This window comes from Arthrobacter sp. RIT-PI-e, assembly GCF_001187915.1.
Classification (GTDB): Bacteria; Actinomycetota; Actinomycetes; order Actinomycetales; family Micrococcaceae; genus Arthrobacter_D.
Map to the genome: position 1 here is coordinate 19,096 of NZ_LGIU01000100.1, position 21,344 is coordinate 40,439.

The following is a 21,344-nucleotide window of genomic DNA, read 5'->3' on the forward strand; positions in this document are numbered from 1 at the left end:
GATGACGTCGCGGCCCACTTCCCCCCGGCAGCCGCGGGCACCGCGCTCGCCGCTGCTCTTCGTGGTGGCCGCGCTCGCCTGCGCCGCGGCCCTCGGCTGGACGTCCTGGGCCTTCGTGCGCACGAGCACGGGCCAGTTCGCCGACGCGGCCGCCTGGCGGGAGGCCGGGGTCAGCTCCCCGGACCTGCCGCTGCCGTTCCTGCAGGTGCTCGACCCCCTGCCCGCCGTCTCCCTGGTCATCGCCGCCGGTTCCCTCCTCTTCGTGGTGCTGGTGCGCCGCCGGTACGCCGCGGCCTCGGTGGCGGTGGGCGTGATCCTGGCCTCGACCCTGACCACGCAGCCCCTGAAGACCGGGGTGTCCGCCCGCCCCGATCGGGGCATCGACACCCTGGCCTTCAATTCATTACCGTCCGGGCATACAACCCTGGCGGCATCGGCGGTCGCGGCGGTCTTCCTCGTCGTCCCCCCGCGGCGGCGCCCCTTCGTGGCCGCCCTGGGCGGGGCGTACTCGATCGCCGCCGGCGCCGCGACGTACCTCAATCTCTGGCACCGGCCGGCCGACGTCGTCGCCGCACTCCTGGTGGTGGGCACCTGGACCCTCGTCGGCGGGCTGATCGTGCTGCGCACCGGAAATGGATGGAACCGGTGGCAGGGGTTCGGTGCGGGCTGGATGTCCTCCCGGGTCTGGCTCGCGCTGTGCTGGGTGCTCGGACTCGGCGGCCTCGCGGTGTCCGCCGTACTGTACTTCTCCGTCCAGGCGATCGGGCCGGCGCCCGTCCCGGGGACGGCGCGTCTTCCGCTCTTCTTCTGGTCGGGGCTCGCCCTGATCGTGGGCACGGGCTTCAGCCTGTCCGCCGCCGCCGGCTGGCTCTTCGCCTCGCAGGCGGTCCTGGTCAGGCCCGGCCGCCGCTAGGCGGCGGCTCGGTCAGGTTCCGGGTCAGCCCCGGACCAGCCCCGGACCAGCATCAGGTCAGCCGCGCGTCACCGCCTGCTCTGCGGACCCCGGCGCGGCCCGGGGGATCCAGTACCAGAGCACCCCCGCACCCAGGAAGCCCAATGCCGCCGTGGCCCAGATCCCCGCCGACAGCGTGGCCAGGGCGGTGACGAGCGAGAGCAGGGCCGGGCCCGCCATGGTCCCGGTGTCCGTGAGCAGGCGCCAGACACCCAGGAACTGCGGGCGGCCCGGGGACGGGGAGAGATCGGCGCCGAGAGTCATCACGATCCCGGAACCGATGCCGTTGCCGAAGCCGATGAGCAGAGCGACCAGGAGCAGCCCGACGGCGTCCCCCGTGAACGGCAGCAGGGTGAGGGAGGCCCCCATGATGAGCATGCACGGGACGGCGATCCAGCGGCGGCCCTTGACGTCCATGATCTTGCCCGAGGGGTAGAAGATCAGCATGTCGATCGCGCCGGAGAGCCCGTAGATCAGGGCCGTGGCGGAGGCGTCCAGCCCGATGCTCTCCGCCCAGAGCGGGAGGACCGCCTGCCGGGTGGCACGCACGGCGGCGATCAGGAGGACGCCCACCCCCACCGTGCAGAAGATCCTCGTGTGGCTGCGCAGGGTGGAGCGCACCGTGGGGGTCGGTGCGAGCACCGTCCCGAGCGGTGAGGTCGCGGTGAGTGCCACCCGTCCCGGCGCTCCGAGCTCGGGGACCCGCCAGCTCAGTGCGGCGGCCGCGAGACTCGCTCCCCCGCCCACCCAGTACGCGCCGCCGAGCCCCAGCGGTCCCATGGCCAGCGCCGCGGCGAAGGGGCCGAGGAAGATCCCGATCCGGGTCACCCCGCCGAGCGTGGAGAGCGCGCGTGCCCGGAAGTGCACGGGTACCGCCTCCGTGAGATAGCTCTGCCGCGCCAGCCCGAAGACGGCGCCGGCCATCCCCACCATGAACACTGCGGCGGCGAACACGGGCAGGGTGGGTGCGGCGAGCGCCAGGAACATGGCGGCCGCGCACCAGAGCGCCGCGCCCACGAGGGCCTTCCGCTCACCGAAGCGCGTGGCGATCAGGGTGGCGGGCACATTGGTGACCAGGGAACCGATGCCGGAGAGGGTGATCACCAGGGCGGCGGTGGCGATGTCCGCCCCGAGGTCCCGTGCTGTCAGGGCGATCACGGGGAGGATCGCGCCCGTGGCCACCCCGTACAGCAGGGAGGGCCCGTAGGCCCCTACGGCGATCGCTCTGAGGTCGAAGGTTTCCTTGGGCACCTTTCCCACCCTAGTGTGGACCGGTACCGCCGAACAGGGCGGTCCGCGTCCGCACGGTCAGCCCGCCGTCGCGGTCAGGACGAGCCCCAGGGCGAGCCCGCCTCCGGCTGCGGCCAGGGCCACCACGGCCGTACCGAGCCCGGCGGCGACAGCTGCGCGGAGACGACCCGCCTGGATCAGCCGGGCCGTCTCGCTGCTGGCCGTGCTGAACGTGGTGTACCCGCCGAGGAAGCCCGTTCCGCACACGAGCGCCCACCCGGCCGGGAGCGCGGACCCGAGCCCGGTGCCGGCGAGGACCCCGAGGAGGAACGATCCGCTGACGTTGATGATCATGGTGGGGAGCGGAAGGGCGCCGGGGAGCCGGGAGCGGAGCACGCCGTCGAGCACGAACCGCGCCACCGCGCCGAGTCCGCCGGCGGCACCCAGCGCGAGGACGAGGGCCACGCTCACGACGTCGCCCGCCGACCGGCAGCACGACCGCCGAGCAGGATCCCGGCGGTCGTCGCGCCGAGGCCCACCACCACCGTGAGCAGGAGGTACCCGATGCCCTCGAGGATGCGTCCGCCCTCCAGCAGCAGTGCGGCGTCCACGGTGAGCGCACTGTAGGTGGTGAAACCGCCGAGGAAGCCGGTGCCGAGCACCAGCCGGAGAGCACGACGTCGGCCCTCGTCGGGTCCATGGCGGAGGAGCGCCTCGAGCAGCAGACCGAGCGCGAAGGCGCCGACGACGTTGATCACGAAGATCCCGAGTGGAAGCCCGCGCGGGGTGGGGAGCACCTCGGCGAGGGAGTACCGGGTCAGGGTCCCGGCGCTCCCGCCGAGGAACACCAGGAGTAGGTACACGGGTCTCAGGTGCGGCTGCCCGCCCCGGGGTAGCGGACTGCGCTCCGGGGCAGGATCGGGCCCTACCACCGGTCAGGCCACGTGACGGGCGAGGAACTCCAGGGTTCGTGACCAGGCGTCGTCGGCGGCCTCGGGCCGGTACGCGAACCGGTTGGAGTCGTTGAAGAACGCGTGCCCGGCACCCGGGTAGACCTTCGCGGTGAAGTCCACGCCCGCCTCGGCCATGGCGGTCTCGAGCCCGGGCAGCTCGGTGATGAGTCCGTCGTCGTCCTGGCCGTAGAACGCGAGGACCGGCGCCGTGATCCCGGCGAGCTCCTCAGGGCTGAAATCCGCATGGCCGTAGAAGGGCACACTGGCCAGCAGCCTCGGCTCGTGGACGGCCAGGGAGAAGCTGTAGGTGCCGCCGAAGCAGAACCCGGTGATCCCCACCCGGCCGGCCACGTCGGCGTCGGCGTACAGGTGTTCGAAGCACGCCTGCACGCGCCTCGTGGTCAGGCGGCCGAACTCCGGGTCCTGCAACGGCGCGAAGATCTTGCGGAGCCGGGGCTGGGCCTGGTTGCGTGCCTCGTCGTCCGGGCCCAGCAGCACCTCGCCGAGCCCTTCCGTGCTCGCCTCGGTGATGCCCTGGTCCGCGAGCAGGTCCGGAGCCACCACCACGTACCCCTCCCGGGCGAACCGCTCCGCGACGTCGCGGGTGTGGGCCACGAGACCCCACACCTCGTGGATGAGCACGAGCCCGCCGCGCACCGGGCCGTCGGGGCGCACCACGTAGGCGGACAGGTGGCCGTCGGCGGAAGGGATCTCCTGGAGTGAGCTCATGGGCCCAGGTTTGCACGCCTGCACCCGCCACGCCAACCACCGGCAGTACCGGCGGCCTGCCACTCCCGGGCGGCGTCACCCGAGGGCGCCGGCTGAGACACGGAGCTCGTGCAGCGCCGGGGTGAAGCGGCCGTCCTCCTTGGTCACGCCGTCCACGTGCCAGCCGTGCCGCGCGTAGAAGCTGACGGCCCGCGTGTTGCCGTCCGCCACCCACAGGTACCCCCGCAGGTACCCCATGGCGGCCAGCTCCTGCACCGAGCGCGAGAACAGCGCCGAGCCGAACCCTCTCGACCAGTACTCCGGACTCACGTTGAGCGCGTGCACCTCACCGACGCCCGCGTCGACGTCGTCCCGAGGAGCGCCCATCCCGGACCATTCGACGACGTCGGACCCGACGCAGAGCGCCAGGTGCCGTACGTCCGGTCCGGCGTCGGCGATCCGGCGCTCCCAGCCCGGCGTCAACCGGTCGGCGTCCAGTCCCGCGAGGTGATCCGGACTCAGGATTCCCCGGTAGGCCGCACGCCAGGCAGCCACCTGGGAGCCGGCGAATGCCCCGGCATCACCGGGAACGGCATGACGGACGGTGCAGTCCTCGGCCATGACCCTCCTCGTCGGCGGCCCGGCACCGGGCCGCCCCATCGGTTACAGTTGCGCGGTGTCATCCACCAGCCTGCCATCCGGGGTCCGGCTGCGCCCGCTCGCCACGGCGGACGCGGGTGCGCTCGCGGAGGCCTACCGGGCCAACCGGACCCACCTCGCCCCGTGGGAGCCGCATCGCGACGAGGTGTTCTTCACAGCCGCGGGGCAGGCTGACCGCATCTCGGCCTCGCTCGCCGCGGCTGCCGCCGGGACGGAGGTACCGCGGGTCCTCGCCTCCGCGGACGGCATCGTCGGCATCCTGAACCTGACGGGCATCGTGCGCGGCCCGTTCCTCAGCGCGCACGTGGGGTACTGGGTGGATGCCGGCCTCCAGGGCCGCGGCGTCTGCTCCGCTGCCCTGACCGCCGCGATGGACCACGCCCGTGACCACCTGGGCCTGCACCGCCTGCAGGCCTCGGTCCTGCCGCACAATGCAGGGTCGAGGGCCGTGCTCACCCGCGCGGGCTTCACGGTGATCGGCACCGCGCCGTCGTACCTGCGGATCGCGGGGACCTGGCAGGACCATCTCCTGTACCAGCGGATCCTGGACGACCCCGACCTGTAGGGTTGTGAAGCACAACACACAATGTCGTGCGGAGGAACCACCATGAGTCATCAGCCCGAGAAACACTCGTCCGGCACCCGGACAGCCTCCTCGAGCGGGACATCGACCAGTTCCTCCTCGCGTTCCGCCTCCCGCCCCTGGGTGATGCGAGGACTCGGGCTGGTGATCGCCGCGGCCATCTACCTCCTCCTCGGGGCCTCCGAGCTCCCCGGCGACGCGCGTGCCGTGGCAGCGATCGCCGGGCTGATGGCGGTGTGGTGGATGACCGAGGCACTGCCCCTCTCCGTCACGTCCCTGCTCCCGATCGTCCTGCTCCCGATGCTCACCGCGAGTACCGTGGCCGAGTCCACCGGCCCCTACGCCAACCCCATCGTCTTCCTGTTCCTCGGCGGTTTCCTGATCGCCATCTCGATGCAGAAGTGGAACCTCCACAGGCGTATCGCCCTGCTGACCCTCCGCCGCGTGGGTACCCATCCCCGCAGAATCATCCTGGGCGTCATGATCTCCACCGCCTTCCTCTCGATGTGGGTGTCCAACACGGCCACGGCCCTCATGATGCTCCCGATCGCCCTCAGCGTCCTGACACTCGTCGTCGAGAACAGCCGGACCAGCACGACCACGCAGGGGCAGGCCGGGGAGACCCTCGCCGCCGGCAATGCCATCAGCGACGTGGTCGAGGACAAGGAGGTCCGGGTGTTCGGGGTGGCCCTCACCCTCTCGGTGGCATGGGCTGCGACCATCGGCGGCCTGGGTACCCTGCTGGGCAGCCCGCCCAACGCGATCGTCGCCGGATACATCAGCACCGAGCTCGGCCAGGAGGTCGGCTTCGTGCAGTGGATGATGCTCGGCGTGCCGATCGTCGTCGTGTTCATCTGGATCGCCTGGATCCTCATCACCCGGGTCATCTTCAGGTTCTCCCTCGAGGAGATCCCCGGCGGCAAGGAACTCATCGACAACGAGATCGCCAAGCTCGGCCCCATGAGTCGGGGCGAGAAGGTGGTGCTCACGGTCTTCGCGGGTGCCGCGTTCCTGTGGATCATGCCCAGTCTCCTGTCCAGCATCGAGTCCGTCGACGACGCCCTGCCCTGGCTCGGCACCTTCGACGACACCGTGATCGCCATCGCCGCGGGCATCGCCCTGTTCATGATCCCCGCGGACAGGAAGGGGAACATGACGCTGGTCTGGAAGGACGCGGAAGAGGGCCTGCCCTGGGGGGTGCTGCTGCTCTTCGGCGGTGGTCTCTCGCTGGCCGCCGCCGTCGCGCGGACCGGACTCGATGCCTGGTTCGGAGAACAGGTGAGCGGTCTGGGCGCCCTGCCCGTCGTCCTCCTCCTCGCCGCGGTGGTGACCATCGTGCTCCTCCTCACGGAGATCACGAGCAACACCGCCACCGCCGCCGCGTTCATCCCCATCCTCGGCGGTGTGGCCGTGGGCATCGGGATCGACCCGCAGACGCTCCTGATCCCGGCTGCCCTCGCCGCGACCTGCGCCTTCATGCTCCCCGTGGGCACCCCGCCGAATGCCATCGTGTATGCCACGGGGAACGTGAAGATCTCCGAGATGGTCCGTGGCGGTCTGGTCCTCAACGTGGTCGGCGTGGTGCTGATCACGCTGTTCACCGTCCTGATCGGGCCTCTCGCCCTGGGGCTGGTGCTGTAGCTCGGACGGACGTCGCGGTCATGGACCGCGTCCGGCGGGAATGGGCTTCGCCCAGGGTGGACACCCCTTCCCCGGACGTGTCCCGTCGTGTCCAATGGCACATATGGGACGGGTCCTGATCCTCGGCGGCACGGCGTGGCTGGGCCGCCTCCTGGCCGAGAAGCTCATCGACGACGGCGACGACGTCACGTGCCTGGCCCGGGGGACAGCGGGACCGCCGCCGGCGGGGACCACGTTCGTCCGCGCCGACCGGGATAATCCCGATGCCTATGCGGCCGTCCGGGACACCGCGTGGGACGAGGTGGTCGAGCTCTCCTGGGACCCCGACCACGTCGCGGGGGCCCTCGGCGCCCTGGCCGATCGGGCCGCACACTGGACGCTGGTCTCCTCCGTCTCCGTGTACGCCTCCGACGCCGAACCGGACGCCGGCGAGACCGCGGCGCTGCACGAGGCGACCGATCCCGCCGATTACGCCTCCGCGAAGGTCACGGCCGAGCACGCCTCCGGAGCGGCTCTCGGCGGGAGACTGCTGGTGGTCCGCGCCGGACTGATATCCGGCCCCGGGGACGGCAGCGACCGCTTCGGTTACTGGGTCTCACGCCTCGCCCTCGCCGGGCACGGGGACGTGCTGGCCCCGGTCGTCGCCGATCGCTTCGTCCAGGCCATCGACGTCCGCGACCTCGCCGGGTGGATGATCCGCGCAGGGCGGTCCGGGGTGACGGGGGTGGTCAACGCCGTCGGCGAGAGCACCCCGTTCGGCACCCTGCTGACCTCGGCGCGGGAGGTGGGTGGCCATACGGGCGCGCTCGTGGAGGCCTCCCCGGAATGGCTGGCGGAGCAGGGGGTCGCCTACTGGGCGGGTCCGCGCTCTCTGCCCCTGTGGCTGCCGGAGGACCTCTCCGGGTTCTCCCGACGGAGCAACGCCGCGTTCCGGGCCGCCGGTGGCACGCTGCGGAGCCTGCGGCACACCCTCGTCGACACGCTCGACGACGAGACAGCACGCGGCCTGGAACGCGGGCGTCGATCCGGGCTGGACCGGCGGGAGGAACTGGAGCTGCTCGCGAAGCTCTAGTCCCCCCTGCCGGTCCCGAAGGTCACAGGGCCGAGATCGTCCATCCGGTCCGGTGCACGGCCCCGGGTTCGAGCACCACGAGGTCCTCCCCCGTGTTGAAGGCCTCCGGCGGGCAGGTCATGGGTTCGACGGCGAGGCCGAGCCGGGTGCTCTCGGGCTTCTTCGGGAGATCCGCCGTGTGGATCTGCACCCACGGGCAGGTACCGTCCCACGTCATCATCACGCCCGTGCCCGCTGCCGGGTCGAGCACCCGCACGGTCGCCATGCCCTCACCGTCCCGGGTCAGCGCGGTGAACGCGTGGTCGATCTGCACGTCGTCGATCCGGTGCTGCGCCCGGAAGTCGAAGGGTGTCCCGTCCACGGGTTCCTTGGCCACGGGCAGCAGTCGGTCAGGGGTGACCGTGAGGACGGCGGCGGCCGGGAGCTCCAGTTGCCAGTCGTCCAAGGGGGAGGTGCCTGCGAGCAGGTACGGGTGCGGGCACACCCCGTACGGCGCCCTCCGCTGCCCGGTGTTCCGCGCCGAGATCTCGGTGGAGAAGCCTTCCTCCCCCACGCTGAAACGCGCCTGGATGGACACGCGGAAGGGGTAGGCGTCGCGGGGCTCGATGGTGCAGGCCAGCGTCACCGAGGACGCCGTGCGCTCCACCAGGTCCCAGGGGACGTCGTACACGAGCCCGTGCAGGGCCGTGCCCCGCTCCGGCTCGTTGATCGGCAGCGTGTACTCCACGCCGTCGAAGGTGTACCGCCCGTCGGCGATGCGGTTGGGCCACGGTGCGACGAACGCGCCACGGAAGTTCGGCATCTGCTCCTCGGCACCGAAGCCGACCACGAGCGGCCGGCCCCGGTGGGTCAGCTCACGGACGGTGGCACCGAGGCCGAGGACGGCGGCGGAGTAGCCGCCGCCCTCGATCCGGTAGTCGGGTGTGTTCATGCGAGGGAGACTGCCGTCCACGACACCGGTGGGAGCGTGATGGTCACGGAGCCGCCGTCGAGCGTGGCCGAGGTGTTGGCCTTCATGCCCACGCGCTCGGGCTCCTCGAGGGTGTTCTTGGCGTACACGTCGTCGTCGAACAACGACTGCGCATCCAGGGTGGCGAACTCGCCGAGGGCCGCGACGTCGATGGTCACCGTGGTCTCCTCGGTCTGGGAGCGGTTCACGAGGAACACGGCTGCGGCGCCGGTCGCGTCGTCGTGCGTGGCCACCGCATCCACGAGCGACACGGTGCCGTACTCCTTGCTCTCGTAGGTCCCGGCGTCGAGCTTGAGCTCCAGGACGGAGCCCTGGGCCAGCCTCGAGGTGAGCGCGAACGGGAAGAACGTGGTCTGCCGCCAGGCCGGTCCGCCGGGCTCGGTCATGATCGGGGCGATCACGTTGACCAGCTGCGCCAGCGACGCCGAGGTCACGCGGTCCGCGTGCTTCAGCAGCGAGATCATGAGGTTGCCGAACACCACGGCGTCGGCGACCGAGTAGCAGTCCTCGAGCAGGCGCGGGGCCACGGGCCAGTTGTCGAGGCCTTCGATCTTGTCGACGTTCTCGAAGCGGCTGATGTACCAGACGTTCCACTCGTCGAAGGAGATGTTGATGGTCTTCGAGCTGCCGCGCACCGCCTTCACGTGGTCGGCGGTGGCCACCACGGACTCGATGAAGTGGTCCATGTCGACGGCGGAGGCGAGGAACGAGCCGAGGTCGCCGTCCTTCTCCTCGTAGTAGGCGTGGCAGGAGATGTAGTCGACGTCGTCGTACGTGTGCGAGAGGACCACACGCTCCCACTCACCGAAGGTGGGCATGTGGGCGCTGGAGGAACCGCACGCCACGAGCTGGATCGAGGGGTCGAGCTGGCGCATGGCCTTGGCGGTGCGCGAGGCGATCTTGCCGTAGTCCTCGGCGGAGCGGTGGCCGAGCTGCCAGGGGCCGTCCATCTCGTTGCCGAGGCACCAGATCTTCACGTCGAAGGGCTCGGTCCGGCCGTTGGCAGCACGCTGTTCCGCGAGCGCGGTGCCCTTGGGCAGGTTCGAGTACTCGAGGAGCTCGAGCGCCTCGGCCGTACCCCGGGTACCGAGGTTGACGGCGAGCATGAGGTCGCTGCCCACCTTCTCGAGCCAGGAGGCGAACTCGTGCATGCCCACCTGGTTGGTCTCGGTGGAGTGCCAGGCGAGGTCCAGGCGGGTGGGACGCTGCTCGCGCGGGCCCACGCTGTCCTCCCATTTGAACCCGGAGACGAAGTTACCGCCCGGGTAGCGGATGGTGGAGACACCCATCTCCTTGACGAGCTCGATGACGTCCTGGCGGAAGCCCTCGCCGTCGGCGCTCTCGTGGCCGGGCTCGTGGATGCCGTCGTAGACGTGGCGTCCGAGGTGTTCCACGAATCCGCCGAAGATGTTGCGGTTGATCCGGCCGACCGTGAAGTGCGGGTCGAGCGTGAGACGTGCGTTCTGCATCGAACTACTTTCTTTCGAAGGTGTCAGGTCTGGGAACGGGCGAGGCTACTTGAGCGAGCCCAGGGACAGTCCGCCCTGCCAGTACTTCTGGAGGGAGAGGAAGGCGATGATCAGCGGGATGATCGAGATGAAGGCACCCGCTGTGATGAGGTTCCACAGCGCCTCGCCGCCGCTTCCGGCGTTCGAGAGGGCCGTCCATCCGTTGAGCCCCACGGTGACGGGCAGCAGCAGCGGGTCGGTCAGCACGGCGAGCGGCAGGAAGAAGTTGTTCCAGGTACCCACCACCGAGAGCAGGAGCACCGTGACGATGCCCGGGCGGAGCAGGGGGAGCGCCACCTGGAAGAACGTGCGGATCTCGCCGGCGCCGTCGATCCGCGCGGCGTCGAGGAGCTCGTCCGGGACGGCGTCCTGGGTGAACACCCGCATGAGGTAGACACCGAAGGGGCTGAGCAGCGAGGGCAGGATGACGGCCCAGATGGTGTTGATCAGGCCCACCTCGCTGAGGAGGACGAACGTGGGGATCACGAGTGCGGTGAGCGGCACCATGACGGCGCCGAGGAGGACACCGAAGAACGCGGTACGGCCCCTGAACCTGTACTTCGCGAAACCGTACCCGGCGAGGACCGCCAGGACGGTGGCTCCCAGGCCACCGGAGATGGCGTACAGGAAGGAGTTGCCGAGCCACCGCCAGTAGATGCCGTCCTGCCGTTCGAACAGTCCCTGGATGTTGCTGAAGAAGTGGAACTCGTCGTCGAACCAGAGGGGCCCGCCGCTGCCACCGAAGAGGCCGGGGGTGTCCTTGGTGCTCGCCACCGTCAGCCACCAGAGCGGCGTGATGAAGTAGATGACCAGGATGAGCAGGAAGATGTGCGAACCGATCCGGGGTCCGCCGTTGCGCGCCCGGTTCCGCGCCGCGGTGCCACGGGGCTTCCGGCGTCCGTCCTGCTCCTGAGGTGTGTCTGTCACGAGTGCCATGGCTTATTTCAGTCCGCTCTGCTTGCGGGTCAGGAAGAGGAAGAGGAACGAGAACACGAAGACCACGATGCCGAGGGCGAAGGAGATCGCGGACGCGTAGTTGAACTGGCTGTAGGAGAAGGCCAGCGAGTAGGCGTACATGTTCGGGGTGTAGGACACCGGGATGGCTCCCTGCGCCACACCTCTCAGGACCTGCGGTTCGGTGAAGAACTGCAGGGTGCCGATCAGCGCGAAGATGACCACCATCACGAGGGAGGAGGAGATCATCGGGATCTTGATGCGCGTGGCGATCTGCCGGTCCGAGGCGCCGTCGAGCACGGCGGCCTCGTAGATCCCGGGGTCGATGCCGCGCAGGGCCGCGTAGATGATGATCATGTAGTAGCCGGCCCACTGCCAGGTCACGATGTTCACCAGGCTGCCGAAGATGTTGTCCTGGGAGAGGAACTCGGGGGCCGAGAGTCCCACGAGGTTGAAGATGCTGGAGGCCGGGCCGAAGCGCGGGCTGTAGAGGAAGCCCCACATGAGGGCACCGATGACCACGGGGATGGCGTAGGGGACGAAGATCATCAGCCGTGAGAACTTCGATGCCCAGGTGGCCAGGTTGTCCAGCACGAGCGCCGCGAGCAGCGCGACGATCATCTGGGCGGGGATCATGATGAGCGCGAACTTCGCCACGGTGGCGAGCCCGCCGAGGAAGATCGGGTCCGTGAACGCCTTGATGTAGTTGTCCGCGCCCACGAAGTCCGTCCCTGCGGCGAGGGTGTTGGTGAACAGGCTCATCCGGAAGGCGTAGGCCAACGGCAGGATGAGGAAGGTGATGAAGACGACGGCGAAGGGTGCTACGAAGAGCCAACCCCAGCGTTGCCTGCGACGGAAGTTCCGATCGGGGCGGTGGTCGCTCTTCGATGACACATCGGCGTGACGTGACGACGCCTGTGTGCTGGTCGTGGCCATGGGATGTCTTTCCTCGGGCTGGCGGATATCACGGAGATGGCCCCTCGAAGGGGGCTGTGCGGGAGGGCGCCCGCGGCGACGCGGGCACCCTCCCGGGGGGACTACTTCAGGGTGAAGCCCTGCTCGGTCGCATACTGCTCGAGCGATGCCTGGAGGTCGTCGAGCGCCTGGCCGCCGTCCTTCTCGCCCTGGACCATCGCGTAGATCTGCTCGGTGAGCTGGTCGTAGGCGTAGTTCTGGAACGGGCTGAACGTGGCACCCTCGTACCCTGCGGCGGCATCGAGGAACACCTCCTTGTTGATCTGCTGCCCGCCGAAGAACTCGTACTCCTTGTCCGCGAACTCGGTGGAGTCGAGGACCGGCGCGTAGGACGGGAACAGGGCGCCCTCGTCCACGCCGAGGTTCATGCCCTCCTCGTTGCCGAAGATGTTCATCGCGACCCGGGCTGCGAGATCCTTGTCGGAGGCCTGCTCGGTCACGGCGAAGGTGGAACCACCCCAGTTCACCTGGACGGGGTCCGCGGCGTCCCACTGGGGCAGCGGGGCTGCACGCCAGACGGCCTCGGGATCCGCATCGGAGAGACCCTGCAGGTAGCCGGGACCCCAGGCGGCCGCGAGGTACACGGCGTAGGAGCCGTCCACGAGCTTGGTGTTGTAGTCGGCGGTGAACGCGTCGTCGGTGGCCACCAAACCGTCCTCGACGAGGCCGTTCCAGTACTCGAGCACCTGCTTGGCGCCGTCGTCGTTGACGTTGATGCCGATCTCCTGCGGGTTCGCGGAATCGTACTCGAAGGGGGTGGAGCCCGCCTGCGCGAAGAGCGCCTGGTTGAAGGCACGCCCGTTGGTGGGGAAGTCCGCGATGACCGCGTCGCTCCCGGACTCCTTGAGGGTGCGGGCCGCGGCCTCGAACTCCTCCCAGGTGGTGGGCACCTCGATGCCGGCGGCGTCGAAGATGTCCTGGCGGTAGAGCATGCCCATGGGCCCGCCGTCCACCGGGATGGCGTAGACGGCGTCGCCGCTGGAGGCGTCCTCCCAGGCTCCCTCGGCGTAGTCACCCTTGACGTCGTTCGCACCGTACTCGGTGAGGTCCACGAGGGCGTTGCGGATGGTGAAGCTGGAGAGGACCTCGGACTCGAGCTGGATGACGTCGGGGGCACCGGAGCCGGACTCGATCGAGGTGGAGAACCGGGTGTACTCGTCGTTGCCCTGGCCCGCGTTGGTCCAGCAGATCTGGACGTCGTCGTTGGCGTTGTTGAACTGGTCCACCACCTGGTCGAACGCCGGATACCAGGCCCAGACGGTCACCTGCGGTGCCTCGGTGTTGACCACGGTGTTGGTGCAGGATGCGGCGGCGGCCTCGCCACCCTCGCCGCCTCCTCCTCCGGAGCAGCCGGTCAGTGCTACGGCGGTGGCGGCTACGATGCCGGCCGATGCCAGGAACTTGGCTTTCATGTCTTTTGCTTCCTCTCGCGGTGGTGATCCACCGTGGCCCGCCCCGCGGCGGCCGGTCCAGGTACTGCAGGAAGGAGGATCTCCGTGGCGATACGTGCTCGCCAACTCGAATCTCCGTTGATCCGGGTCCGTCCTCATGCAGGTCGCCTCGTCCTACGAGGCCGCCCTGTACGCTCCGGGTCCGTTGTTTACATCGTTGTAGGTAAACGATGTAGAGAAATCATGCAGAGTGATGGGTGTCACTGTCAAGCGGCTCAGGGGATTTTCTGCGTCACAACTGAACCGTTACCCGGCGACCTGCGAGGACTCCCGCTCGACGAGCCGGAACCGGGCCTCGATCTCACGTGGTGGGCGGTCGGCGTCGCCCTCCGAGATGCGCTCCTGGAGCACACGGACGGCGGTGTCGGCGATCTCTGCCCTCCCGGGGTCGATCGTGGACAGGGTGGGCAGGGAGTACTGCCCCTCGTCCAGGTCGTCGAACCCGATCACCGCCACGTCGTCGGGGATGCGCAGCCCCGCCTCCTGCAGCACCCGCATGGCCCCGAGGGCCAGGGTGTCGTTGAGACCGAAGACGGCGTCGAACTCCACCCCGGAGTCCAGCAGCTCGCGCATGGTGGTGGCACCGTTGGACCGGTGCCAGAGCGTGGTGTACCCCACGAGTGCGGGGTCGAAGGGTATGCCCGCCTCCTCGAGCGCCTGCTGGTAGCCACGGAGCCGGAGACCGGCGGAGCCGATGACCTCGTCCCGGTGCCCACCCACCACGGCCACGCGGCGTCGGCCCTTCGCGAGCAGATGGGCGGTGGCCGCACGCGCGGACTCGACGTTGCTCATGGTCACGTGGTCCGTGGGCCCGCCGAAGATGCGCTCGCCGAGCAGCACCAGGGGGAAGGTGACGTTCAGGTGGTGGGAATCCTCGTTGGACATGCCGAGCGGGCTGAACAGCAGCCCGTCCGTCATCTGCAGACGCGGACCCGAGAGGATCTCCAGCTCACGATCGCGATCACCGCTGGTCTGCTCGATCAGGACCTTCAGCCCCCGCCGCTCGGCCGCCTTGATGATCGCGTCCGCGAGTTCGGCGAAATAGCTCAGGGACAGCTCGGGGACGGCGAGCCCGATCACGCCGGTTTTGCCCGAACGCAGGCTCCGCGCCGAGAGGTTCGGGCTGTATCCGAGCTCCGAGATGGCCTCCACCACCCGCTGCTTGGTGTCGGCGCGGATGTGCTGGTAGTCGTTGATCACGTTGGACACGGTCTTGATCGAGACACCCGCTGCCCGCGCTACGTCCTTGAGTGTGGCAGCCACAACGCTCCCCCGGTCCCGCCGTGATGCCCTGTACGTCACGCGTGAGGTGAGTGTACAACGTTGTAGGATGGCCGGGCACCCCTTCGACGTGTTGCCGTGGACGCTGCTCCTGCGATGGTGACACCCGCCAGACAAGGACCACCATGCTCGAGGAACAGGTACGGGACACACTCAACTGGGCGGGTAACTACGAGTACCGCGCGCGGACGATCGAACACCCCACCACGCTGGGCGAACTGCAGCGGGCGGTCGCCTCCGCAGGGCACGTGAAGGCCCTCGGCTCACGCCACTCCTTCAACGACATCGCCGACTCCCCCGGGACGCTGGTGTCCCTCGACCTCATGGATCCCGACGTCGTGATCGACGAGGCCGGGCTCACCGTGACGGTGGGGGCCGGCGTGCGCTACGGCGTCCTCGCCGAGCAACTGCAGCGGCGCGGGTTCGCGATCCACAACCTCGCCTCGCTCCCGCACATCTCGGTGGGCGGCGCCATCGCCACCGCCACGCACGGTTCCGGGAACGGCAACGGCAACCTCTCCACCGCCGTCGTCGGCCTGGAGATCGTCACCGCGTCCGGTGACGTGGTCACCGCCACGCACGGCAGCGGCGACTTCGACGGCATGGTGGTGGGCCTGGGGGCCCTCGGGATCACCTCCCGCGTGACGCTGCGCGTCGAACCCACGTTCGAGGTGCGCCAGAACGTCTTCACCGGCATCCCGTGGGACGCGGTCCTGGCGGACTACGACGCCGCCACCTCCTCCGCCTACAGCGTCAGTCTCTTCACCGACTGGTCGGGGGACAGCATCGGGCAGGCCTGGCTGAAGAGCCGGACGGATGCCGCCCCCGTACCCACCGACTTCTTCGGCGGCCGGGCAGCCGACCGTGCGCTGCACCCGGTGCCCGGGGTGGCCGCGGACCACTGCACCCAGCAGCTCGGCGAGCCCGGACCGTGGTCCGACCGTCTGGCGCACTTCCGGTTGGCCTTCACCCCCAGCAACGGCGAGGAACTGCAGACCGAGTACCTCGTGGGACGCGAGCACGCCGTGGAGGCCATCAACCGGATGCGCGCCCTCGCTCCCCGCATCTCCCCCCTGCTGCAGGTCTCCGAGGTGCGCTCCATGGCCGCGGACGAGCTCTGGCTCAGCAACAACTACCGGCGCGACGGCATCGGGCTCCACTTCACCTGGAAGCCGCTGCAGCCCGAGGTGGAGGCGCTGCTGCCCGAGCTGGAGGCCGCCCTGGCCCCGCTCGGGGCGCGTCCGCACTGGGGGAAGCTCTTCGCCGCGGACGCCGCGGGGCTCGCGCCGCTCTACCCGCGGTTCGACGACTTCCGCGCACTGGCGCAGCGCATGGACCCCGAGGGCAAGTTCCGCAACGCGTTCCTCGATCGCACGGTCTTCGGGGTCTGAGGGAGCAGCGCGGAGGCGGTCCGTGTCCATGCCGGTGGTCGGCACCACCGGTTCCATGACCCTGCTCGTCCTCGTCGGGGGCGCGCTCCGCGGCATGCGAGGGCGGACGCTCGGTGCACGGGGGATCGAGGCCTTCGTGCGCCGACCCTCCGCACGGGTCAGTGCTTGCGGGTCAACCATTTCCAGTGCGCGAGGGTCCGGAGCCTGACGAGCAGGGCCCGGGACTGCTCGGGGCCGTAGGGCAGGATCGGGATGGCCTTGGTCATGTCCATCGAGGCCTCGTCCATGGCGAGCCGCGTCACGCGGATCCCCTGGCGCATCGTGTTCAGCTGGGTGGCCACCGCCTCCACCCCGACCGGCTCCCCGTGCCCGGGCACGAAGACGTCGTACAGGTCCTCGAGCGCCATCATCTTCCCCAGTGTGCGCACCCAGTCCGCGGGGAACGAGTCCTCGAACGCAGGATCGGCGCCCTCCTCCACCAGGTCCCCGGTGAACAGCACGTTCCCGGCGCCCACCAGAAGGTCGTGGTCGGTGTGTCCGCGCCCGAGGTGGAAGAGCGTCACGGACACCCCTCCGAGGTCCAGGTCCACGGGTTGGCCCTGGACCAGCCGATCGGCCGGACGGAGCTCCGTGTGCTCGCCCTCCCCCGCCGCCATCGCGGGTTCGGTGTCCGCCACCAGGGCGCGCTGGTCCTCCGAATCGGCCTGGACATCGCTGCACCGCGAGGTGGCCCAGAACTCCGCGACGCCCTGTGCCGCGAAGTAGCCGTTGCCGAAGAAGTGGTCGCCGTGGGCGTGGGTGTTCACCACCACGAGCGGCAGATCGGTGACCGCCCGTACGTTCCCGTACAGCTCCGCCGCCTCGAGCGGACCCGCCCCCGTGTCCACCACGAGTGCCCGCTCGTCCCCGACCACCAGGCCCACGTTCACCCCGAAACTCGATGTCCGCAGGGTGAGGACGCCGGGCGCGAGCTCATGCCAGCGGCTGGGGGTCTCGGCGTCGACGACGTCGGTGGTCATGGGGTCCTCTCGGTCGGCTACGGGCTTCCCAGTCTAGGGCGGGACAGCCGCGTTCCACGGACCGTGGCCTCCCCGTCGGCCCATAGATCCGCCGATCCGCCGAGAGGGCAGCTGTGACCGGGCATCCCGCGGATACCCGGTCACACCTGCCCTCTCGCGCTGCACGGACCGGCGACCGCGCATGGACGGGCGCAGCGGACGGGGGGCGCAGTGGCAAGATGGGAGCCATGACCGCCGACGCCGCTCGTGTACCCGTTCCCGTACCTGCCCCCGCCCGGAAGGTCCCCTTCGAGCGAACGCACCACGGCGACACGGTCGTGGACCCCTACGAGTGGATGCGCGAGAAGGAGAGCCCGGAACTCCTCGAGTACCTCGAGCGCGAGAACGCCTATACGGAGGCGGTGACACAGGATCAGGCGAGCCTCCGCGAGGCCATCTTCACCGAGATCAAGGACCGCACCCAGGAGACCGATCTCTCCGTCCCCGCCCGCAAGCGGGGCTGGTGGTACTACTCGCGCACCGAGGAGGGCAAGCAGTACGGCATCCAGTGCCGCGTCGCGGCGGAGGACACCGGTGACCTCGCCCGTGACTGGACCCCGCCCGAGGTGGTGCCCGGCCGGCCCGTGGCGGGAGAGCAGGTGATGCTCGACGGCAACGAGCTCGCCGAGGGCAAGCCCTTCTTCTCCCTCGGCGGACTGTCCGTCACGGAGGACGGCACCTTGCTCGCCTACTGCGAGGACAACGCCGGGGACGAGCGCTTCACGCTGCGCATCAAGGACCTCGGCACCGGCGAACTGCTTCCCGACGAGGTGCCGAACATCTTCTACGGGGTGGCCTTCTCCCCCGACGGCACGCGCGTCTACTACACCGTGGTGGACGACTCCTGGCGTCCCTACCAGGTGCGCTCCCACACGCTCGGCACGCCGGTGACGGACGACGTCGTGGTGTACCAGGAGGACGACGTCGCCATGTGGACGGGTTTCGAGGTCTCCGCGGACCGCTCGGAGCTGCTCATCAGCATCGGCTGCTCCGAGTACAGCGAGTACCGGGTGCTGGACCTCGCGCGCCCCGAGGACGGCCTGAGAACGCTGATCCCGCGCGACGAGCGGATCCTGTACGACGCCGAGCCGCTCACGATCGCCGGCGTCCGGCACTACCTGCTCACGCACGACCGCGACGCGAGGAACTCGATGGTGAGCCTGGTGGCGGTGGACCAGCTGACGCGTCCCCTGGCCGAGCAGGAGTGGGCCACGGTGGTGCCGCACGACGACGCCGTCCGGGTCAACGGCGCCTCCGTCACCTCCACGCACGTGGTGCTCTCGGTGCGGAAGGACACGATCGAGCGCGTCCAGGTCATCCCGCTCGCCGGTCTCGCGACGTCGGACCAGCAGCTCCCCGCGGAACCGGACTTCGACGAGGAGCTGTTCCCCTGCAGCCTCGCGACCGCCGAGTTCGCCTCACCGGTCATCCGCCTGTCCTACACCTCCTCCCCCACCCCGCCCCGCGTCCACGACTACGTGCTGGCGGACGGCTCGCTGGAACTGCGCAAGGAGACCGAGGTGCGGGGCGGGTACGACCCCGCCGACTACGTCGCCGAGCGGCAGTGGGCCCCGGCGGCCGACGGCACGCTGATCCCGCTCTCGGTGATCCGCAGGGCGGGCCTCGCCCAGGACGGCACGAACCCCGCCGTGGTCTACGCCTACGGCAGCTACGAGGCCAGCATGGACCCGGGCTTCTCGGTCGCCCGGCTCTCCCTGCTGGACCGCGGGATCGTCTACGTGACCGCGCACATCCGCGGTGGTGGTGAGATGGGCCGGAGCTGGTACGAGCAGGGGAAGAAGCTCGCCAAGAAGAACACGTTCACCGACTTCGTGGACGCCACCTCCTACCTCGGGACCTCGGGCTGGGTCGATCCCGCGCGCATCGCGGCGATCGGCGGTTCGGCCGGAGGCCTGCTCATGGGTGCGGTGGCGAACCTCGCCCCGGAGAAGTTCCGCTCGATCGTGGCGCAGGTACCGTTCGTGGACGCGCTCACCACCATCCTGGATCCCGAGCTGCCGTTGTCCGCGCTCGAGTGGGAGGAGTGGGGCAACCCCATCACGGACCCCGAGGTGTACCGGTACATGAAGGAGTACACGCCCTACGAGAACGTGCGGGCCGTGGACTACCCGCGGATCGCCGCCGTCACGAGCTACAACGACACCCGGGTGCTCTATGTGGAACCCGCCAAGTGGGTGGCACGGTTGCGCGAGACCACCACGGGCAGCGAGCCGATCGTGCTGAAGACCGAGATGGACGGCGGACACGGTGGCGCCAGCGGGCGCTACTCCCGCTGGCGCGACGTGGCCTGGGACTACGCCTTCACCGCGGACGCCCTCGGGGCCACCATGGTGCTGGCACGCTCCACCAGTTCGGTGGAGTAGACCACGGGCTCCGGGTGCGAGCCCGGGGCCTCGATCTCCTCGAGGAGCATGGCACCGGCCCGGACCGCCATCTGCATGATGGACTGCGTGATGCTGGTCAGCGGAGTGGACGCGGTCCCCGCCACGGCGTGGTTGTCGTAGCCCATGAGGGCGATGTCCCCGGGGACGGTCCTGCCCGACGCGTGGACGGCCTCCAGCACGCCGAGCGCCATGAGGTCGGACGCGGCGAAGATGCCGTCCACGTCGGGGTGATCGGTCAGGAGCTGCCGGGCTGCCGCGGCAGCGCCGTCCGTGGTGAAGTCTGCGTGGACCACCGGGCCCTCGGGCAGCCCGGCGTCGCGCAGACCGGCCTGCCAGCCGCGGAGCCGGTCGACGGCGGCGGTCATGTCGGCCGGCCCGGCGACGGTGGCCAGGCGGCGTCGACCGATGCCGGCGAGGTGTCGGGCGGCGAGGCGCCCGCCTCCCTCGTTGTCCGTGTCCACGTACGTGACGTCGGACGCGGTGTCCCAGGGGCGGCCGATGAAGATGGTGGGAAGACCGGTCTCGGAGAGCGATCTCGCCCACGAATCGGCCCTGTGGTGCGAGACCACGATCGCCCCGTCCACGTGTCCCCCGCGCAGGTAGCGCAGGGTGCGGGCGGAGTCGTCGCCGGTCCTGGACATGAGCAGCACGAGCTGCACGTCGGTCTCCCGGAGTGCCTCCGTGATCCCCGTGATGACGACGGCGAAGAAGGGGTCCATCATGACCCGGACGTCGGGCTCGGGGATGACCAGCGCGATCGAGGAGGTACGCCGCGTCACGAGCGAGCGGGCGGCCCGGTTCGGGATGTACCCGAGGTCCGCAACGGCGCGGTCGACGGCGGCCCGGGCCTCGGGGCTCACACGGTCCCCTCCGTTGATCGCGCGCGACGCCGTGGAGCGCGACACCCCGGCCGCCAGCGCCAGGTCCTCGAGCGTGGGGCTCGGGCGGCCTGGTACCTGGTGCAGCGACCGGGGCGGGGAGGTGTTCATCACCTCGACAATACGACACCCGACTTCCCGACGTCCGCGGTCGCGGCGTCCTCACCGAGGGTGTTCGTCGCTGCGAGGCGGGCGTACCAGAGGGCGCTGGCCTTCGGGATGCGTTCCTGCGTCCCGTAGTCGACGCGGACCAGTCCGAAGCGCTGGTGGTAGCCCCACGCCCACTCGAAGTTGTCCAGCAGTGACCAGGCGAGGTACCCGCGGAGGTCCACGCCGTCGTCGATCGCGTCCTTCATGGCACGGACGTGGACGTCGAGGAAGGAGAGACGGTCCTGGTCGTCCACGAAGCCCGCGGCGTCGGGGACGTCGTCGTACGCGGCCCCGTTCTCCGTGACGTACACGGGGATCCCCGCCGGTCCGGTGTACTCGTCCTGCAGCCGGTTGAGCCGCCGGCGGAGGCCGTCGGGCTGCACCCCCCAGCCCATCGCGGTGACGGGCAGCCCGCGCGGTACCGACCGCACGCCGTGGGCCGCCACGTAGGGCGAGGAGACCGGGGGTCGAGCGGGGCGTGACCCTCCTGCGGCACGGACGCCGCGGCGGGCGTCGTGGTGACC

The 21,344-nt window shown here is 70.0% G+C and carries 20 protein-coding genes; 6 read left to right on the forward strand and 14 right to left on the reverse strand.

Going from position 1 to position 21,344, the window contains the following annotated elements; all coding sequences use genetic code 11:
• Nucleotide 1 precedes the first annotated feature (1 nt).
• Nucleotides 2-913, forward strand: a complete 912-nt coding sequence (locus AC792_RS15415) for a phosphatase PAP2 family protein (RefSeq protein WP_049831377.1) — start codon at nucleotides 2-4, stop codon at nucleotides 911-913.
• Between the two features lie 57 nt (nucleotides 914-970).
• Here AC792_RS15415 and AC792_RS15420 read toward each other — a convergent pair whose 3' ends face one another.
• From AC792_RS15420 to AC792_RS15440, 5 genes are all read right to left on the reverse strand, one after another.
• Nucleotides 971-2,203, reverse strand: a complete 1,233-nt coding sequence (locus AC792_RS15420; RefSeq protein WP_082177814.1) for an MFS transporter — start codon at nucleotides 2,201-2,203, stop codon at nucleotides 971-973.
• 57 nt (nucleotides 2,204-2,260) lie between these two features.
• Nucleotides 2,261-2,653: a fluoride efflux transporter FluC gene (locus AC792_RS15425; RefSeq protein WP_049831379.1), complete on the reverse strand. Its 393-nt coding sequence runs from the start codon at nucleotides 2,651-2,653 to the stop codon at nucleotides 2,261-2,263.
• The gene (locus AC792_RS15430; RefSeq protein WP_235436841.1) at nucleotides 2,650-3,045 is read right to left on the reverse strand and encodes a fluoride efflux transporter FluC; all 396 of its coding nucleotides are present in this window, start codon (nucleotides 3,043-3,045) and stop codon (nucleotides 2,650-2,652) included. Before AC792_RS15430 ends, AC792_RS15425 begins: the two co-directional genes overlap by 4 nt.
• Before the next feature lie 72 nt (nucleotides 3,046-3,117).
• Nucleotides 3,118-3,864, reverse strand: a complete 747-nt coding sequence (locus tag AC792_RS15435) for a dienelactone hydrolase family protein (protein ID WP_049831380.1) — start codon at nucleotides 3,862-3,864, stop codon at nucleotides 3,118-3,120.
• A 75-nt stretch (nucleotides 3,865-3,939) separates the two neighbouring features.
• On the reverse strand, nucleotides 3,940-4,464 hold the full coding sequence (locus AC792_RS15440) for a GNAT family N-acetyltransferase (RefSeq protein WP_049831381.1): 525 nt from the start codon (nucleotides 4,462-4,464) through the stop codon (nucleotides 3,940-3,942).
• Between the two features lie 55 nt (nucleotides 4,465-4,519).
• Here AC792_RS15440 and AC792_RS15445 point away from each other — a divergent pair, with 55 nt between their 5' ends.
• From AC792_RS15445 to AC792_RS15455, 3 genes are all read left to right on the forward strand, one after another.
• Nucleotides 4,520-5,068 (forward strand): GNAT family N-acetyltransferase, encoded by a 549-nt coding sequence (locus AC792_RS15445; RefSeq protein WP_049831404.1) that lies wholly within the window; start codon nucleotides 4,520-4,522, stop codon nucleotides 5,066-5,068.
• 42 nt (nucleotides 5,069-5,110) lie between these two features.
• A complete protein-coding gene (locus AC792_RS15450; protein WP_082177816.1) occupies nucleotides 5,111-6,727 on the forward strand; it encodes an SLC13 family permease in 1,617 nt (538 codons plus the stop codon).
• A 103-nt stretch (nucleotides 6,728-6,830) separates the two neighbouring features.
• Nucleotides 6,831-7,799, forward strand: a complete 969-nt coding sequence (locus tag AC792_RS15455) for an NAD-dependent epimerase/dehydratase family protein (RefSeq protein WP_049831383.1) — start codon at nucleotides 6,831-6,833, stop codon at nucleotides 7,797-7,799.
• Nucleotides 7,800-7,821: 22 nt separating this feature from the next.
• On the opposite strand, the gene AC792_RS15460 is transcribed toward AC792_RS15455, so the two are convergent.
• The 6 genes from AC792_RS15460 to AC792_RS15485 all read right to left on the reverse strand — a co-directional run bounded on the left by AC792_RS15460 (nucleotide 7,822) and on the right by AC792_RS15485 (nucleotide 14,920).
• Nucleotides 7,822-8,730, reverse strand: coding sequence for an aldose 1-epimerase family protein (locus tag AC792_RS15460; RefSeq protein WP_049831384.1), 909 nt, complete (start codon nucleotides 8,728-8,730; stop codon nucleotides 7,822-7,824).
• Nucleotides 8,727-10,238, reverse strand: coding sequence for an arabinosylfuranosidase ArfA (gene arfA / locus AC792_RS15465; protein ID WP_049831385.1), 1,512 nt, complete (start codon nucleotides 10,236-10,238; stop codon nucleotides 8,727-8,729). The genes AC792_RS15460 and arfA overlap by 4 nt, the downstream gene beginning before the upstream one ends.
• Nucleotides 10,239-10,283: 45 nt before the next feature.
• Nucleotides 10,284-11,213, reverse strand: a complete 930-nt coding sequence (locus AC792_RS15470; protein ID WP_082177817.1) for a carbohydrate ABC transporter permease — start codon at nucleotides 11,211-11,213, stop codon at nucleotides 10,284-10,286.
• Nucleotides 11,214-11,216: 3 nt separating this feature from the next.
• Nucleotides 11,217-12,167, reverse strand: coding sequence for a carbohydrate ABC transporter permease (locus tag AC792_RS15475; RefSeq protein ID WP_082177818.1), 951 nt, complete (start codon nucleotides 12,165-12,167; stop codon nucleotides 11,217-11,219).
• 101 nt (nucleotides 12,168-12,268) lie between these two features.
• On the reverse strand, nucleotides 12,269-13,618 hold the full coding sequence (locus AC792_RS15480) for an ABC transporter substrate-binding protein (protein ID WP_049831386.1): 1,350 nt from the start codon (nucleotides 13,616-13,618) through the stop codon (nucleotides 12,269-12,271).
• A 285-nt stretch (nucleotides 13,619-13,903) separates the two neighbouring features.
• The gene (locus AC792_RS15485) at nucleotides 13,904-14,920 is read right to left on the reverse strand and encodes a LacI family DNA-binding transcriptional regulator (protein WP_049831387.1); all 1,017 of its coding nucleotides are present in this window, start codon (nucleotides 14,918-14,920) and stop codon (nucleotides 13,904-13,906) included.
• A gap of 143 nt (nucleotides 14,921-15,063) precedes the next feature.
• Between AC792_RS15485 and AC792_RS15490 the strand changes: the two genes are divergently transcribed.
• Entirely contained in the window at nucleotides 15,064-16,329 is a 1,266-nt protein-coding gene (locus AC792_RS15490; RefSeq protein ID WP_049831388.1) for an FAD-binding protein, read from the forward strand.
• A 158-nt stretch (nucleotides 16,330-16,487) separates the two neighbouring features.
• Here AC792_RS15490 and AC792_RS15495 read toward each other — a convergent pair whose 3' ends face one another.
• Entirely contained in the window at nucleotides 16,488-17,348 is an 861-nt protein-coding gene (locus AC792_RS15495) for an MBL fold metallo-hydrolase (RefSeq protein ID WP_082177820.1), read from the reverse strand.
• Between the two features lie 227 nt (nucleotides 17,349-17,575).
• Between AC792_RS15495 and AC792_RS15500 the strand changes: the two genes are divergently transcribed.
• Complete coding sequence (locus tag AC792_RS15500; RefSeq protein WP_049831389.1) at nucleotides 17,576-19,771, forward strand: S9 family peptidase; 2,196 nt, start codon at nucleotides 17,576-17,578, stop codon at nucleotides 19,769-19,771.
• Here AC792_RS15500 and AC792_RS15505 read toward each other — a convergent pair.
• Together AC792_RS15505 and AC792_RS18240 are read right to left on the reverse strand one after the other, a co-directional pair.
• A complete protein-coding gene (locus AC792_RS15505; protein ID WP_049831390.1) occupies nucleotides 19,702-20,781 on the reverse strand; it encodes a LacI family DNA-binding transcriptional regulator in 1,080 nt (359 codons plus the stop codon). The two genes, AC792_RS15500 and AC792_RS15505, sit on opposite strands and share 70 nt — an antisense overlap.
• Nucleotides 20,781-21,215 (reverse strand): family 1 glycosylhydrolase, encoded by a 435-nt coding sequence (locus tag AC792_RS18240; RefSeq protein ID WP_442853629.1) that lies wholly within the window; start codon nucleotides 21,213-21,215, stop codon nucleotides 20,781-20,783. Before AC792_RS18240 ends, AC792_RS15505 begins: the two co-directional genes overlap by 1 nt.
• Nucleotides 21,216-21,344 lie beyond the last annotated feature (129 nt).